The following is a 15,826-nucleotide window of genomic DNA, read 5'->3' on the forward strand; positions in this document are numbered from 1 at the left end:
CGCTCCCTCGCCCCGTTCTTACGACCGCAAGCGGGGCGAGGTTAAGAGCTCGCCAGCGATTTAGAACGCTGCCGCCAACTCCCGCGCGCCGGCATTGTTGCTGTTCGAATCCATCCGCGCGTCCGTCACGGCCAGCAGCTTGGCCACCGTGTTGTGGCGGATCGCGACCGGGTTGCGCTCATAGCCGCCGCGCTGGAAGAAATTCGATGTCGGCACCTGCTCGCGCATCGCCTGCGGCATCGTCACCATGTCGAGGCCGGTTCCGTCGCCGGTGAGGTTCATCATCTCCAGTTCGGCTGCGGTGAGCGGACGGGTGTAGCCCTTGGCGCGGGCGAACAGCACCGAGGTCAGCAGCTTGTGGGTCTGCAGCATCGGCCCGATGTCGACGTCGAGCACCATCGCATGCATGGCCCAGCCTTGCGCGGTATCGCCGATCTTCTCATGCTCAGACCAGGTGTCCGGCACCGACTTCGCGTGCGCCACCATCTTCTTGAGAACGCCGAGCTTGTGCTCCAGCGATTGACGTGCCGGACCGGAGGTGCGCGCCACCTTGTCGGAGAGCGCACGGATGAACTCATGGCCCTGCTCGGCCAAGAGCTCGACGCTGTTGGTGGTGAGCAGCTGGTTGTAGCCCATCGCGGTCGAGATCGCGCGCTTGCCGCCATGCTCGATGCCGGCTTGTACATCGTAATTGCCGGTGCCGCCGGTCTCGAACGAATAGACCCGCACCGCCTGCTCGCGCGTCAGCCCCGAGGCGAGCGCATAGCGCGCATAGGCGCGCTTGAATTCGACCTCGCTGGCGGGTCGCTGCGGCGTGAATTGATAGAGGTCCTGCGCGGCACGCAGGAGATCGGAGGCCACCGGCAGCGGCTTGCGCGGCGGTCGTTCCGGCGTTTCTTCCGGCTCCGGATTCACCGGACGCTTCGGCCCGGTGTAAACCGGCGGCTGCTCCAGCACATAATCATCAAGCGTGATCTGCTGCCCGCTGCGCCGCTTGGCATTGCGGCCTTTTCGCTTCTCCGTGACCTGGCCCCAATAGGCAGCGGCCTCCTGATCGAAGGCGCCGCGGATCTGCTGATATTCGGCAAGCTTGCGGCGATATTCGAGCACGGCCGGCGAAGCGCCCCCGCTCTGCGCGAAGAACTGCGACAGAAGCTGGGCGTTGGCATTGCGCAAGGCGGGCGGCAGCGCGTCAGCCTCGCCACCGCGCGCGGCGGGGACAAGCAGGACGAGCGCGAGTGAAACCAGCGCCAAATTATTTCGAATCGAATGATGCATGCTGTCCTCTTAGCAGGCATCCGGTAACCGGCACGTTAACGTGCCGTTTACCATCGTCACGTCCAGGCGAACACCGGTTGTTCCAGGTCGGTGACGCGGGTCTGACGCCCCGCCAGCACCTCGCGGAACTGGTAGATCAGCGCCGCCGTCGGCGCATGGATCAGGCTCATCCGGTGATGAAACCGGATCACGCGACGGCTGCTTTCAGGAATGGCCGTGAAATCGAAGGCGTCATCACGCTCGATCGTGTCGAGCGCGATGCGATGGACCGAGGCGACCTCGTCCGGGTTCGGCTTGATCGCAACGCTGTCTGCGGCCCAAACCACAACCGGCGTGATCAGGTATCCCGAGCGCGTCGGATAATCGTCGAGCAGGCCGAGCACCGCGTCGGGGGGGAGCTTGAGCGCGAGCTCCTCGTCGAGCTCGCGCAACGCCGCCTCGACCGGGGTCTCGCCGGCATCGCAACGTCCGCCGGGCAGCGCCCACTGACCGCGATGCGAGCGCAGGCTCGATGCGCGCCTGGTCAGCAGAAACGCCGTGTCGTCGCCGTCATCGGATTCGGTCAGCGCGACCACCACCGCAGCGCGCTTCAGTGTAGACGCCTCGGCCGCATCGTGCAGCCGCGCGAAGGCAGCGCAAGCCTCTGCGATATTCCGTCTGGTGGCATCGCCGAAAAATCTCATGATGCTTGACTACACCAGGACCGCGTCTGATGAAACGAGGAGAGGCACGCGTTGCAGGGATGGACGGAGAGATGATCGACAAGACCGCCGCAAAGCTCAAATCCGAGGGCTGGACGATCGTCGACACCAGCGGCTTCATTCACCTCATCGGCCCGCTCTGGGAGCGCAAGGTCGAGGGCCACTTTGAATTCGCGCTGGCGACCGAAGACAAGCATCACAACCGCCGCGGCATGGTCCAGGGCGGCGTGATGATGACCTTCGCCGACCGCACCTGCGGCATGACCGCCCGCTACGAGACCGGCAAGCAGTATATGGCGACCGTGCAGCTCGACACGCATTTCGTCGAGGCCGGCAGGATCGGCGACATCCTGATCTCCCGCCCCCGCGTCGTGCGAACGACGCGGAGCCTGATTTTCATGAGCACGGAAGTGCTGGTGGAGGACCGCTGCCTCGTCATGGCCAATGGCGTGTTCAAGATTTTGAAGGGGCCGGAGTAGGCGCGGTCAGGTTGACACTACCCTCTCCGCGTCATTGCGAGCGAAGCGAAGCAATCCAGAGTATTTCCGCGGACGCAGTTCTGGATTGCTTCGCTACGCTCGCAATGACGGCACTGGGTCGCTATGCTGGCAGCAACAAAAACATCGAGGATTGCCCATGCAATACCGCCAGCTTGGCCGCAGCGGCCTGAAAGTGTCGCCGATCTGCTTGGGCACCATGATGTTCGGCGGGCCGACGGATGAGACGGCCTCCAAGCGGATCATTGCCAAGGCGCACGATGCCGGCATCAACTTCATCGACACGGCGGACGCCTATTCGAAGGGCGGCTCCGAAGAGGTTGTCGGCCGCGCCATCGGCAACACCAGGCACGCCTGGGTGCTCGCGACGAAGCTCGCCAATCCCATGGGGAACGATCCCAATCGCGTCGGGCTGTCGCGGCGCTGGGTCTTGCAGGCCGCGGACGAGAGCCTGAAGCGCCTCGGCACCGACCACATCGACATCTACTATCTGCACAAGGAAGACCATGCGACGCCGCTGGAGGAAACGGTGCGCGCGATGGGCGATCTGATCCGCGCGGGCAAGATCCGCTATTTCGGCGTCTCCAACTACCGTGCCTGGCGCGTCGCCGAGATCTGCAACATCTGCGACCGGCTCGGCATCGACCGTCCCGTGGCGAGCCAGCCCTATTACAACGCGATGAACCGGATGCCCGAGGTCGAGCATTTTCCGGCCTGCTCCTATTACGGCCTCGGCATCGTGCCCTATAGCCCGCTGGCGCGCGGCGTGCTGACCGGCAAGTACAAGCCCGATGCAGCGCCGGACAAGGAGACGCGCGCGGGCCGCAACGACGTCAGGATGATGCAGACGGAATGGCGGCCGGAATCGCTCCAGCTCGCACAGGACATCAAGGTTCACGCCGAGAAGAACGGCATCACCGCCGGGCAGTTCGCGGTCGCCTGGGTGCTGAATTCCGCCTTCGTCTCGTCGATCGTCGCGGGCCCTCGCACCGAGGAACAGTGGGACGGCTATATCAGCGCGCTGGATTATCGCTTCACGGCGGATGACGAAGCGCTGATCGACCGGCTTGTGGTGCCGGGCCATCCCTCGACGCCGGGCTATAACGACCCGGCCTATCCGATCGAAGGCCGGCGCGCGCGGACGATTTGAGAGCCGGAGACAACGATGGCGCTTGAAGACCGCTTTGGACTGCCGCTCACCACCACCTCGGACGAGGCGGCGTCCGCCTATCGGGAGGGCGTCGATCTCATGCTGGCCGGCTGGACCGGCACGGTGGAAGCGCTGGAATGCGCTATCGCCGCCGATCCGGATTTCGCGCTCCCGCACATTGCCCGCGCCCGCGTGCACGCGTTCTACCAGCAGGGCGATCTTGCGCGTCAGAAGGCGGCGACCGCGCGCGGGATTGTCGCCAGGCGCGGCACCGAGCGCGAGCGCTCGCATGTCGAAACGCTGGCGCTTGCGATCGAGGGACGCGGGCCCGACGCGATCGCGGCCATGTTCAAGCACATCGAGAGCTGGCCGCGCGATGCCGTGGTGCTGTCGCTGCCGCTCGGCGCATTCGGCCTGTTCGCATTCTCCGGTATGGCCGATCACGATCGCGCCCGGCACGAGCTGTGCGAACGCGTCGCGCAGCATTATGGCGAGGACTGGTGGTTCCTCACCATGTCCGGCTGGGCACTGACGGAGAACGGCGACGTTGCGCGCGGCCGCAAGATCACCGAGCGCGGCTTCGATCTGCGCCGGGCCAATGCGCACGCTGCACATGCCGTGCTGCACGCGATGTTCGAAGATGGTTCGATCGAGGCCGCCGATCGTCTCGTCGAGGAATGGATTCCGACCTATGACCGCGCCGGCATCCTGCACGGTCACATCCTCTGGCACCAGGCGCTTGGCGCGCTCGAGCATGGCGATTCGGCGCGCGCGCTTGCAATCTATGCCGATGTGCTGCAACCCTCCGCCACGCAAGCGCCGCCGCTCAACGCCATCACTGACGGCGCCTCATTGCTCTGGCGCCTGTCGGCTTACGGTCACGCAGTGCCAAAAACACTGTGGGCCGAGGCCGACGCCACCGCGCAAAAACTGTTTCCGAAGCCGGGGCTGCCCTTCGCTGACGTCCACATGGCACTGTTCGCGGCCGCAACGCAAAATCAGGAAGCACTGGCAGCGCGCCTGGCAGTGATCGAGCAGCGGCTTGGCGACGGCAAGTTGCCGGCCGGCCCCGTGGTGCCGGCGATCTGCCGCGCGCTGGCGGCCTTCGCCAATGAGAATTACGCAGCCTGTGTGCGTGAGCTGGAGCCCGTCTGCAACGAGGTCGTGCGCATCGGCGGCAGCCACGCCCAGCGCGAGCTGATCGAGGACACGTTCCTCGTTGCCCTGATGCGCAGCGGCGAGCTGCCGCGCGCCCGCAAGCTCCTCGACACCCGCCTCCACCGCCGCCCGTCCTTGCGCGATACGCGCTGGCGGGCGGCGATGGCTTAAGGCAGGATGGAGCAAACACGACCGGAGGACGCCCATGACCGAGATCGTTGCGCTGGAGGCGCTGGCCGCGCGCGTTGCACCCGGACAGTCGCTGGCGATCCCGGTCGACGGTTCAGGCGTGGCGATGGCGGCGACCGCGGCGCTGCTCGAAACAGGCATCCGTGACCTCAAGCTGATCTGTGTCCCGATATCAGGACTGCAGGCCGATTTGCTGATTGGCGCCGGTAGCGTCGCGTCGCTCGAAACCAGCGCGGTGTCGCTGGGCGAGGCCGGCGGCGCACCGCGCTTCACGGCCGGCGTCAAGAGCGGGGCCTTCGCGATGCGCGACTCCACCTGCCCCGCGATCTTCGCCGGCCTGCTTGCAGCGCAAAAGGGCGTGCCGTTCATGCCGATCGCGGGCATCATCGGCAGCGATCTCCTCAACGTGCGACCCGACTGGCAGGTGATCGACAGTCCCGTCGGCGAGGCGCGCAAGGTTGTCGTCGTGCCCGCGATCTCGCCTGACGTCGCGCTGTTTCACGCGCCCGAGGCCGACCGCGCCGGCAATGTCCGCATCGGCCGGCACCGTGAGCTCGCCGACCTCGCTTATGCCTCCAAGCGCACGCTGGTGACCGTCGAGCGCATCGTCGACCGCAATCTGCTGGACAGCGAGGATTCCGCTGCCGGCGTCCTGCCCTCGCTCTACGTCGATGCCATCGCGGTCGCCGAACGCGGCGCCTGGCCGCTGGCGCTGTGGGACGAATATCCGGCCGACGAAGCCGAGATCGCACGCTATGCGGCGATGGCGCGCAGCGAGGACGGCTTTCGCGCCTATCTCTCGGCCTTCCTGACGCATCGCAAGCAGGTGGCCTGATGTCGGCCGAGCGCGAACGGCGCGAGATCCTGATCGCCACCATTGCCGATCTGCTCGAGGGCATCCGTCATGTCGCGGTCGGCGCGTCGTCGCCGATCCCCGCGGCCGGCGCCATGCTGCTGCGCGCCCGGAGCGAGCTCGGTGGCAGGCCACCGGTGCGCATCTCGATCCTGGGATCGCAGGCGCACAATTTCTTCACCAATGGCGGCATCGAGCTGTTCGACTGCGCCGCCCAGGGCCGCGTCGACGCCTTCTTCCTCGGCGGCGGCCAGATCGACGGCCACGGCAACATCAACCTGGTCGGTACCGGCGATTACCCCACCGGCAGCGTGCGCTGGCCGGGCTCATTCGGCTCAGCCTACCTCTATCATCTCATTCCCCGCGTGATCCTGTTTCGCGAGGAGCATTCGCCGCGCGTGTTCGTGCCCAAGGTCGATTTCGTCAGCGCGCGTGCGATGACGCCCGAGGTGCCGCGCCGCGGCGGACCGCACGCGCTTCTGACCAACATGGCGCTGTTCGATTTCGATCGCGAGGCGGGTGGCTTCGCCTTGCGCTCCGTCCACCCTCCGTTCACGCCGGCCGACATCCGGGAGAACACTGGCTTCGCCTATCAGGAGCCGGAGGTCGTGCGCGAAACGCGGCGGCCGGACGCCGCAACGCTTGCGCTGCTCCGCGGGCGCGTTTTCGACGAGCTCGCCGAGACCTATCCAGCCTTTGCGCGGACCATGAAGTGGGCGGCGTAGGGCCGTCTGCCACGAAAAAAACATCGGCCTGGCGGCATGTGCCTGCCGGGACGGGTTGGGGCGATCGGGCGAATCGCCGATGGGTGGCGCGGTGGTATTCCAGACGGGCTTGGCCGAAGACTTGACGGATAAAACGGGATCGCAACCAATTTGCGATTGGATGGTTGGTGGGCGGAACTCTCACCCGTCCGTGGCCCCCTGGCACGTGAGCCTGACGATGCGCCTCCGCCGACCGGTCCTGGCTACAATCCTCGTCTGTCTCGCAAGCCCTTGTTTTGCCGAGTCTTCCACCGCGATCCCGGTGAAGAATCCGCCGGCGCAGCAGAATTCCCTCGTCGACATGCTGGCCCTGATGTCGGGCCACTGCAAGACGCTGAAGGTCGCCGGGCGCCCCTTTGCCTGCAAGACCGTGGCCTTCGCCCATGACGACAAGGGCCGGGTCAATTTCGCGGTCGCGGTCGACGACCCCAGCGACGAGAACCACGTGGTGTCGTTCTCCGGCGAAAACGGCAAGCGGGCCGACGACAATTCCTACGAGTTGCCGATCGACCGCATGCTGCTCAACTCCAAGAACCGGCCGAAGGTCGACGGCCTGCCGGTCCCGGCTGCGCAGACCTCCACCGGCAGTTGCCGCCAGACCGGCAATTTCGCCGCCAGGAAGGTGAACGACGTCACCTGCTCCGCGATCGACAGCGAAGGCCGGACGTATGAACTGCTGTTCGTCTCCGACGGCACGCCAGTGAGCGTGCGCCGCATCAGGCAGTCGTCGCCGTCGGTCCAGGATCCGTTCAGGTAGGCCCGATCAAGCGAACGCCTTCTCCAGCGTCGCGAAGATCACGCCGAGCGACTTGTCGTGGCGGGTCACGGCCGGCACCGGGCGATCGATCTTCATCAATTGATAGACAGCCGTCTGCGCCGCACGCACCGAATATTCGACGGTGAAGACAACGTCGTCCGGAATCTCGACGAACTGGCTGACGAAAGCCAGGTTCACCGAATTCTTCGGCACCGGCAGCGGCCGGTCGGTCACATGGCGCGGCATGAACATGCTGGTGATATAGGGCATGCGACAGGGAATGCAGATCGCGTCCTCGAACACGGCGCGGTCGAAGTTCAGATGACCGCAGAGCTCCGTCAGGATGTCGGCGCCACCGCATTCCGACATCGGCTTGGCGACGAAATCGCCGATGCGATCGGGATGCAGCGCATAGCCCCAGAAAACCTGGACGTTCTTGGGCTGACCGAGGAAATGCGGCTGATGGTAGAGCACGACCGACATCAGCCAGTTGGAATCCTTGAACGTCACGAGCCCGCCGGTGCCGGCCCTGTTGCCGGAGAATGCTTCCATCTGATCGAAGAAGCGCGGGTCGCGGCAGGTCACGGTGAAGGACAGCCAATAGGATTCGGGGATCGAGCCGTTGAACGCCGACGGATTGCCGAATTCGGGGCGCCCCTTCGCGATCGTCTCCCAGAGTGCCCAGCCCTGACTGTCCGCCTTGGTCAGGTACGGCGCGGGTTCGGTCATGGTACCCAGGCTCGACGCATCCGTCATCGAGCCGTTCTGGAAGAAGACCAGATCGCCGTCCTCGAGGCGGACATTGGCACTGCGCCCGTCGCGGTCGAGCATGAGCTGCCGGACCCGCAGCTTGTCACCCTCCTGCTCGAACGTCATATCGACGACGCGCGTTCCCCACACGAATTGCACGCCCTGCTGCGTCAACCAGTCGACCAGCGGCCGCACCACCGCGTCATATTGATTGAAGACGGTGCGCTTGACCCCCGCGAGCGTCTCGATGCGCGGAAATTCGTTCATGAAGCGGTGCAGATAGCGCTTCAGCTCGACTGCACTGTGCCAGGGCTGGAAGGCGAAGGTGGTCTGCCACATGTACCAGAAATTGGATTTGAAGAATCCCGGCGACAACCAGTCGGTGATGCGGCTGGCGCCGAGCGTCTCCTCGGAAGCTTCCGTCAGCCGCAACAGCTCGAGCCGGTCGCGCGCGGTGAAGCCCATATGCGAGACATCGATCTTGAAGCGGTTGCGATCGACCAGGCGCGCACGGGAGTGCGCGGGGTTCTCCACGTTGAACGCCACGGTTTCCTCGCGCACGCTCAGGCCGGGACGCTCGAGCGACGGAATGCCGGAGAACAGGTCCCAGGTGCATTCGTAATGATCGGTCGTGAGCATGCGGCCGCCGCGGAGCGAATAGGCACCGTTCTCGAGCTGCGCACCATCGAGACTGCCGCCGAGCAGCGGCTGCGCCTCGTAGATCATGATGTCCCGTCCCGCCACCTTCGCATCGCGAATCAGGAATGCCGCGCCCGCGAGCGATCCGATGCCGCCGCCGATGAAATATGCCTTCATGCCTCGCCTCGATCGCAATCAAATGTCCGGCGCGACATTGCATCGGCGAGCGGCCGCCGAGGTTGCGCTGGATCAAGTGGGGCCGGCGCCGGGTTTCAAATCGAAGTGAGCGCAAACGTCATGCAGGCCGGGAGCAGAGAGTCGATACGGCTACAGACCCGCGAGGTGGCCCGAAACGAGGGAAGATCGGCATTGCGCGCTGTCGCATTCACCCCGCATAGTCGCCGCGGTGCACAGCTCGAAAGATCCATCATGGCTCATTGCCACCCAGCCCTGATTGTCATTGACGTCCAGCGCGCCTTCGACGAATGGGAGGCGGCGGGCCAGCGGCGCAACAATCCGGATGCGGTGGCACGCATCGTCGATCTGCTCACCGCGTTCCGAAAGCATCGCGCGCCGGTCTTCCACATCCGACATGAAGGCACCAAGCCGGGCTCGACGTTTCGCCCCGAGCGCAGCGGTTACGCCGTCAAGGACGAGGCGCGCGAGCAGGACGGCGAACCCGTCATCGTCAAGCGCGTCAACAGCGCCTTCATCGGCACCGATCTCGAGGCGCGCCTGCGCGCAGGCGGCATCTCGACGCTCGTCATCTGCGGCGCGACCACCAATCACTGCGTGGAGACAACGACGCGCATGGCCGGCAATCTCGGCTTCGACGCGCACCTGGTGCGCGATGCGACCTGGACATTCGATCGCGTCGGCCCGGACGGCGAGACGCATTCGGCCGAATCCATCCACGCGATGACACTGTCGAATCTGAACGGCGAGTTTGCCCGCATCGTGACCGCGGGCGAGGTGATCGCATCGCTCGCAGCGGTGCGGCAGTAAACCCCGGCTCGACTGGCAAACTAGCCTCGCAAGATGATCCCGGCCGTCTCCAGCCCGCTTGCGAGCGCAGCCTCGACCGTTCCCATGTCGCGACCGCGATACAGCGCTTCGCCTGAAAACAAAATCGAGCCATCGGGATCCACGAGAATTTCCTGCGCCGCCCGCGTTCGCGGCGTCGCCCAGGAATAGGCGCCGCGGGCGAAGGGATCGTTCGCCCAATTGGCCGCCGCCGCTGCCACGAGGTCCCGCGCGATCTCATCACGACGCAGGCTAAACATGGCTGCAAGGGAGTCGATCCCGGCATCGATCAGTCCTTGCGGATCGAGATGCGCCAGCTGCGCCGTTCGCGGGCCACCGAACCATCCCGTCAGCACGGGATGCCAGTCCGGATGACGCGTCCACCATACCGGAATCGTCTCGTCCGAAAGCAAGAACAGCATGTCGGAAAGCTCCGGCTTCCGCTCGCGCCACCATGGCCGCGTGAACCGCAGCAGGATCTTGATGACGCTGCCGAAGCCGATGTCGTCTGCGGCTGCAGCCTTCTCGCGTGCGGCCGCGGGCAGTGCGATCTCGCGCAAGAGCGGCAGGGGCACGGTGAGGATGACGCGATCGCAGGCATGCACTGCCCCGCCGGCGCAGCGGACAGCGACCTTGCCGCCGCTCTCCTCGATCGACGCGACCGTGGCACCGAGGTGAATGGCGGCGCCGCAGTTGCGGCACTCGGCCGCCAGATAATCAATCAGCCCGCCATAGCCGCCGTCGATGCGCGCCTGCGCCGCAAGTCCGTCGTTCATCCATTCGTCGCGCAGTGCCAGTGTCGAGGCCCGTGCGGGGTCGGCCGCGTCATAGCCCTCGACCATGCGTTCGACCGCATGCCGCAGGCGCGCGTACTCCGGTCCGGCGAAATGACGATGCAGGAAGTCGGCGACAGTGACATCCTCGGTCAAATCCTTCAGCGTGGCGTGAAGCCTGTCGTCATAGGGATCGCGCGGGCTCTCCTGCGAGAAATCCGTGCCGTCAAAGCTCCATTGCGCGCCACCGATCGCCCGCACCGTCAGCCCCGCCTCGCGTGCAAGGCTGCGGGTGACCGGCGCTTCGCCATGGACGAACTCGGCGCCGCCATCGGCGGCATAGCCGAACTCCGTGGCCGGCAGCGGATGGATGCGTCCGCCGCAGCGATCACGCGCTTCCAGGACCGTGACTCGTCTGCCGGCACGCGCGAGCTCGCGCGCCGCCATCAGGCCGGCCGCGCCCGCGCCAACGATGACGATGTGCTCTGAATTGTCCGCCATGCTGCTATTGGCGCGCGCGATCGTTCTGGATCAGATAGCGCAGCAAGAGGACGCCGCCACCGAGGTCCCGCGTGCTATCAAGCGTCATCGCGGTGAGCGGCGCGCGCTTGTCGCTGTCTTCCTCGGCCGAATCGAACACGAAGGGCGCGCCTCTGGCACCGTCGATCGCGGGGCTGAGGATCAGGTTGAATTCGTCGATCAGGCCGGCGCGCAGAAACGCGCCATTGGCGACGCCGCCGCCTTCCACCAGCAGGCGCTTCACGCCGAGTTCGCGATTGAGGATCTCCACCGCCAAGGCGAGATCGATCCCGGACTTGCCGGCGAAAATATACGACACGCCCTCGCCGCGCAGTCCCGCGAGATGCGCATCCGGAACGCTCTCGGTCAGCACCACGACAATGGGATCGCCGCCGATATCGGACCGGCCCCAGCCGATCTTGCCCTGCGCGTCGAGCACGACGCCGTAGGTTTTGGCATCGCGCCGCGCGAACCAGTTTTCGCGCGGAAATGTCTCGCTCGTCTCCGGATAGGGCTTGCCCCTGGCGAACTCGGAACCGGTGACGCGGCCGATCACCCAGGCATCGCCGCCGAGCTGGTCATGGATTTTTTCGAACCAGTCGGTACCGGCGCCCTTCGGACGCCAGCGGCTGGGATGGGTGCGGCCGTCGAGGCTCGCATGCATCAGACAGATGACGTAGGGCTTCATGCAGATCTCCGCGACCGCGCCTCAGGCCGGCTTGCTGCCCTTATCGCGATCGTTCACGATCACGGCAAGGGGATTGAGCTTGAGCGGCGCGACCAGCCGAAGCGTGTTGCTGTCGTGATGATTGAACGGCGCGCCGCGGACGAACAACGCGGTCTGGATCAAATAGCTCCAGCTGCCATCGTCGTTGAAGGTGATGTCGCAGCGATTAGGAATCGGTGCGGAAGGCCTGCTCCAGGAAGTCGGTCGAGCAGATGCCGTAAGCGAGCCGGCGGAGCGGCCCGAGATTGGCAAGACTGTCGGGAGAGACGTGCTCTTGCTCGGTGAAGATATCAGCGGGAATGGGCAGCATGGAAACCTCGCATCGTTGCGCGGAGCAGCAATAACACAAGGGCGGGACGAAACCATGGAATGGAACCGGCGGGAGCAGCCAACATAGGCTGCGCCGATTCAAACCTGGCAGGTGTCCCACGACGGCTTGTGCTGGAATGCCTCGGCCAGGAAGTCCACCATCACGCGCACCTTGGCACTGACGTAGCGGCGGCTTGGATAGACGACGAGCACGTCGAGCTCGGGCGCACGATAGTCCGGCAGCAGGCGGACCAGGCGCCCCTGCCGCAGCAGCTCTCCGGTCAGGAACGTCGGCTGCAGAAACAATCCGAGCCCGGCCAGCGCCGCCGCACGAGCCGTTTCGCCGTTGTTGGTATGAAAGATGTTGGACACAGGCACCGTGTGGACTTTGCCTTCCTTGTCGAGCAATCGCCATTCGTCGGCCGAGGCGGAATAGGCGTAGGCAATGCAGCGATGGTGTCTGATATCGTCCGGGGTCTGCGGCGCGCCATGTTTGGCGACGTAGTCGGGCGACGCACAAACGAAGTGACCGATGGCCGCGATCTTGCGGCTGATCAGGCTCGGCGAACCGCCGCGCGAGATGCGGACCGCCAGATCGAAGCCCTCGTCGACGAGATCGACGAGCCGGTCGACCAGGCTGATGTCCAGCTGGATATCGGGATAGCGTGCGATAAAACGCGGCCATAGCGGCGCGAGGTGGAGGATGCCGAAGCTCAGCGGCGCATTGATCCGCAGGCGCCCGCGCGGCTGCATGGCCGCGGAGGACGCGATCGCTTCCGTCTCCGCCACTTCCTCCAGAATCGAGAGCGCGCGGTCATACAGCGTCTTGCCGGCTTCGGTCAGCGAAAGCCGCCTTGACGTCCGGTTGAGCAAGCGTGCGCCGAGCATCTCCTCCAGCTCGTTGACGTAGCGGGTGACATTGGCCGGCGAGGTCTCGAGCTTGTCGGCGGCGCGGATGAAGGAGCCCTGGCCCACCACCGCGGTGAACACCTCGAAAGCACGGAGACGATCCATGACAGGCCTCGATTATTCAGTAAAACTGAATAATATAACCATTTTCTTTGGCTTCTTTCCAGTTCTCTGAGGGTCTACGTAGCTCGTCGCAGGCCGCTGATGGTGCGGCCGAACCGGAGAACGGACATGACACAGGTTACAGGACGTCTTTCAGACAAGGTTGCAATCGTGACCGGCGCGAGCTCGGGCATCGGCCGGGTCACGGCCAAGCTGTTCGCGGCCGAGGGCGCGAAGGTGGTGGTCGGCGCCCGGCGCGAAAGCGAGCTGGCGAGCCTCGTCGCCGAGATCAAGGCGAACGGCGGGTCGGCCGTCGCTCTGGCGGGCGACGTGCGCTCGGAAGACTATGCCAAGGCCCTGGTGGCATTGGCGGTGAAGGCATTCGGCAGGCTGGACATCGCCTTCAACAATGCCGGCACGCTCGGTGAAGGCGGTGCTTCGACCGGCGTCTCGGAGGGCGGCTGGAACGATGCCGTCGCGATCAACCTCACCGGCTCGTTCCTGGGCGCAAAGCACCAGATCGCCGAGATGGCCAAGCACGGCGGCGGCTCGGTGATCTTCACCTCGACCTTCGTCGGCTACAGCTCCTCATTCCCCGGTGTCGCCGCCTATGCCGCGAGCAAGTCGGGCCTGATCGGCTTGACGCAGACGCTCGCCGCCGAGTTCGGCCCGCAGAATATCAGGGTCAATGCGGTGCTGCCCGGCGCGATCGAGACCGAGATGTATCGCGAGATGAACGATACGCCTGACAAGACGGCCTTCATCACCAACCTGCACGCATTGAAGCGCGTGGGACGGCCTGAAGAAGTGGCGCGTTCCGTGCTTTATTTGGCGTCCGAGGATTCATCGTTCGTCACCGGAACGGCCTTGCTGGTCGATGGCGGCCTTTCGATCACCCGCACCTGAGGCGGCTGGCAACAACGGCAACGCAAGAGGAGACCGACATGGGATTGCTGGTGGACGGCAAGTGGCAAGACGCCTGGTATGCAACGGCGCCAAACGGCGGCCGCTTCATTCGCAAGGACAGCTCCTTCCGCAACTGGGTCACGGCCGGCGGCGACGCCGGCCCGACCGGAACGGGCGGCTTCAAGGCGCAGGCCGGCCGCTATCATCTCTATGTCAGCCTCGCCTGTCCCTGGGCGCATCGCACATTGATCATGCGGGCGCTGAAGGGGCTCGAGGACACGATCTCGGTCTCGATCGTACATTGGCTGATGCTCGAGCACGGCTGGACCTTCGCGGACGGCCCGGGCGTCATCGCCGACGCCGTCTACAATGCGCAGTTCCTGCATCAGATCTATACGGCGGCCGATCCACACTACACGGGCCGCGTCACCGTTCCCGTGCTGTGGGACAAGGACACCTGTAGCATCGTCAACAACGAATCGTCCGAGATCATCCGGATGCTAAACTCGGCCTTCGACGACAGCGGCGCCAAACCCGGCGACTATTATCCATCTGCGCTGCGCGACGAGATCGACGCGATCAACGCGCGCGTCTACGACACGGTCAACAACGGCGTCTACAAGGCGGGCTTCGCCACGACGCAATCAGCCTATGAGGAAGCCGTCGTGCCGCTCTTCGACACACTGGATTGGCTCGAGCAGCGGCTGGCCGACCGGCGCTTTCTGCTCGGCGATATCATGACCGAGGCCGATATCCGCCTGTTCACGACGCTGATCCGCTTCGATGCTGTTTATGTCGGGCACTTCAAGTGCAATATCCGCCGGCTGGTCGACTACCCCAGTCTCTCGGCCTACACACGCGACATCTACCAGTGGCCCGGTGTCGCCGAGACCGTGAATTTCGAGCATATCAAGCGGCACTATTATGAGAGTCACCGCGCGATCAATCCGACCGGGATCGTTCCGCTCGGCCCGGTGCTTGACTTCACAGCACCACATGGGCGCGGGCGGTCGAGAGCGCCGAGTACCCGCGCTGACCTACGACATGATCTTCAACGAGCCGATACGCCACGAGCCTCCTGAACATGCCGGTCGTGCTCACGGTCGGGCAGAACGACCGCAGCGTCTTCTTCGCCGTTACGCCTCGCCCGAAGCCATCAAGCCGCTCGGAAATTGGCCGGAGCTCGGCCGTCAGGCCGCGAACGATATCCCCGATGCGAAGCTGGTCGAAATCGACCACGCCGGCCACCTCCCGCACATCGAGCAGCCGGAGCAGACCGATGCGGGCTCTCACGGCATTTCTCGCGGAGCGGTATCGATGGAAGGCCGAGCCCCGCCCGCCGGAGAGACGAAGTCCGCTCTCACGCCACCTCGGAAGCCGCTCTCGCACGCTGCTCGAGCATGCCGATCGTCGCGACCAGATTATCGCGTCGGGCGCGAAGGTTCGCCGCCAGCGTCGGATAGGTCGGCTGCTGCGGGTCGAACACTCCGGCTTTGGCCTCTTCCTCGAGAATATCGGTGTTGAGCAGCCGAACCCGCCACCACAAATCGGCGATCAACCCATCAAGCCGGAGCTCGTCCTCAGCACCAGAACGGGACACTTCCTGCATCACTTGCCTCAACCTGAAACGGCCTCCCTGCTGAGGCCGGGTTTTGGACAGGACTTAGCAAGCGAGGTGCCAGAACCAGGGCAGGTGCGGTTTCCGGAACTGCTGCGCGCGGTGTCAAGCGCGGCTGTCAGCGGAAGCCTGCTGATCCTGACCTGATGCTCAAAATTGCACTGTAATTTGGGTCTGACCGGGCCGATTGCCGGCACACCGGCC

At 65.0% G+C, this 15,826-nt stretch carries 16 protein-coding genes and 1 pseudogene; 9 read left to right on the forward strand and 8 right to left on the reverse strand.

Annotated features, from left to right (window positions below):
• Positions 1 to 60: 60 nt before the first annotated feature.
• Positions 61 to 1,278 carry a hypothetical protein gene (locus tag JQ621_RS29480; RefSeq protein ID WP_212240157.1) on the reverse strand — a complete coding sequence of 406 codons (1,218 nt, stop codon included), beginning with the start codon at positions 1,276 to 1,278 and terminating at the stop codon, positions 61 to 63.
• Positions 1,279 to 1,334: 56 nt separating this feature from the next.
• Positions 1,335 to 1,961, reverse strand: a complete 627-nt coding sequence (locus tag JQ621_RS29485; protein WP_212240158.1) for an NUDIX hydrolase — start codon at positions 1,959 to 1,961, stop codon at positions 1,335 to 1,337.
• 71 nt (positions 1,962 to 2,032) lie between these two features.
• Between JQ621_RS29485 and JQ621_RS29490 the strand changes: the two genes are divergently transcribed.
• The 6 genes from JQ621_RS29490 to JQ621_RS29515 all read left to right on the forward strand — a co-directional run bounded on the left by JQ621_RS29490 (position 2,033) and on the right by JQ621_RS29515 (position 7,347).
• Positions 2,033 to 2,458 carry a PaaI family thioesterase gene (locus JQ621_RS29490; RefSeq protein WP_249125655.1) on the forward strand — a complete coding sequence of 142 codons (426 nt, stop codon included), beginning with the start codon at positions 2,033 to 2,035 and terminating at the stop codon, positions 2,456 to 2,458.
• A gap of 157 nt (positions 2,459 to 2,615) precedes the next feature.
• Positions 2,616 to 3,626, forward strand: coding sequence for an aldo/keto reductase (locus JQ621_RS29495; protein WP_212240159.1), 1,011 nt, complete (start codon positions 2,616 to 2,618; stop codon positions 3,624 to 3,626).
• A 15-nt stretch (positions 3,627 to 3,641) separates the two neighbouring features.
• Positions 3,642 to 4,955, forward strand: coding sequence for a tetratricopeptide repeat protein (locus JQ621_RS29500; RefSeq protein WP_212240160.1), 1,314 nt, complete (start codon positions 3,642 to 3,644; stop codon positions 4,953 to 4,955).
• Positions 4,956 to 4,989: 34 nt separating this feature from the next.
• The gene (locus tag JQ621_RS29505) at positions 4,990 to 5,808 is read left to right on the forward strand and encodes a CoA transferase subunit A (RefSeq protein WP_212240162.1); all 819 of its coding nucleotides are present in this window, start codon (positions 4,990 to 4,992) and stop codon (positions 5,806 to 5,808) included.
• Positions 5,808 to 6,551: a CoA transferase gene (locus JQ621_RS29510; RefSeq protein WP_212240164.1), complete on the forward strand. Its 744-nt coding sequence runs from the start codon at positions 5,808 to 5,810 to the stop codon at positions 6,549 to 6,551. The genes JQ621_RS29505 and JQ621_RS29510 overlap by 1 nt, the downstream gene beginning before the upstream one ends.
• Positions 6,552 to 6,768: 217 nt before the next feature.
• Complete coding sequence (locus JQ621_RS29515) at positions 6,769 to 7,347, forward strand: hypothetical protein (RefSeq protein WP_212240168.1); 579 nt, start codon at positions 6,769 to 6,771, stop codon at positions 7,345 to 7,347.
• A gap of 6 nt (positions 7,348 to 7,353) precedes the next feature.
• Here JQ621_RS29515 and JQ621_RS29520 read toward each other — a convergent pair whose 3' ends face one another.
• Positions 7,354 to 8,913: an oleate hydratase gene (locus tag JQ621_RS29520; RefSeq protein ID WP_212240170.1), complete on the reverse strand. Its 1,560-nt coding sequence runs from the start codon at positions 8,911 to 8,913 to the stop codon at positions 7,354 to 7,356.
• A 252-nt stretch (positions 8,914 to 9,165) separates the two neighbouring features.
• On the opposite strand from JQ621_RS29520, the gene JQ621_RS29525 reads away from it, so the two are divergent.
• Complete coding sequence (locus tag JQ621_RS29525) at positions 9,166 to 9,741, forward strand: cysteine hydrolase family protein (RefSeq protein WP_212240171.1); 576 nt, start codon at positions 9,166 to 9,168, stop codon at positions 9,739 to 9,741.
• A gap of 20 nt (positions 9,742 to 9,761) precedes the next feature.
• On the opposite strand, the gene JQ621_RS29530 is transcribed toward JQ621_RS29525, so the two are convergent.
• The 4 genes and pseudogenes from JQ621_RS29530 to JQ621_RS29545 form a co-directional block, all read right to left on the reverse strand.
• Positions 9,762 to 11,033, reverse strand: coding sequence for a flavin monoamine oxidase family protein (locus JQ621_RS29530; RefSeq protein WP_212240172.1), 1,272 nt, complete (start codon positions 11,031 to 11,033; stop codon positions 9,762 to 9,764).
• Positions 11,034 to 11,037: 4 nt separating this feature from the next.
• The gene (locus JQ621_RS29535) at positions 11,038 to 11,739 is read right to left on the reverse strand and encodes a RibD family protein (protein ID WP_212240174.1); all 702 of its coding nucleotides are present in this window, start codon (positions 11,737 to 11,739) and stop codon (positions 11,038 to 11,040) included.
• A gap of 21 nt (positions 11,740 to 11,760) precedes the next feature.
• A pseudogene (locus tag JQ621_RS29540) lies at positions 11,761 to 12,088 on the reverse strand (hypothetical protein).
• Between the two features lie 98 nt (positions 12,089 to 12,186).
• A complete protein-coding gene (locus JQ621_RS29545) occupies positions 12,187 to 13,101 on the reverse strand; it encodes a LysR family transcriptional regulator (protein ID WP_212240175.1) in 915 nt (304 codons plus the stop codon).
• A gap of 126 nt (positions 13,102 to 13,227) precedes the next feature.
• On the opposite strand from JQ621_RS29545, the gene JQ621_RS29550 reads away from it, so the two are divergent.
• Positions 13,228 to 14,004, forward strand: a complete 777-nt coding sequence (locus tag JQ621_RS29550) for an SDR family oxidoreductase (protein WP_212240177.1) — start codon at positions 13,228 to 13,230, stop codon at positions 14,002 to 14,004.
• A 38-nt stretch (positions 14,005 to 14,042) separates the two neighbouring features.
• On the forward strand, positions 14,043 to 15,086 hold the full coding sequence (locus JQ621_RS29555) for a glutathione S-transferase family protein (RefSeq protein WP_212240179.1): 1,044 nt from the start codon (positions 14,043 to 14,045) through the stop codon (positions 15,084 to 15,086).
• A gap of 278 nt (positions 15,087 to 15,364) precedes the next feature.
• On the opposite strand, the gene JQ621_RS29560 is transcribed toward JQ621_RS29555, so the two are convergent.
• Positions 15,365 to 15,613 (reverse strand): hypothetical protein, encoded by a 249-nt coding sequence (locus tag JQ621_RS29560; protein WP_212240181.1) that lies wholly within the window; start codon positions 15,611 to 15,613, stop codon positions 15,365 to 15,367.
• Positions 15,614 to 15,826 lie beyond the last annotated feature (213 nt).

This window comes from Bradyrhizobium manausense (assembly GCF_018129685.1).
Classification (GTDB): Bacteria; Pseudomonadota; Alphaproteobacteria; order Rhizobiales; family Xanthobacteraceae; genus Bradyrhizobium; species Bradyrhizobium manausense_D.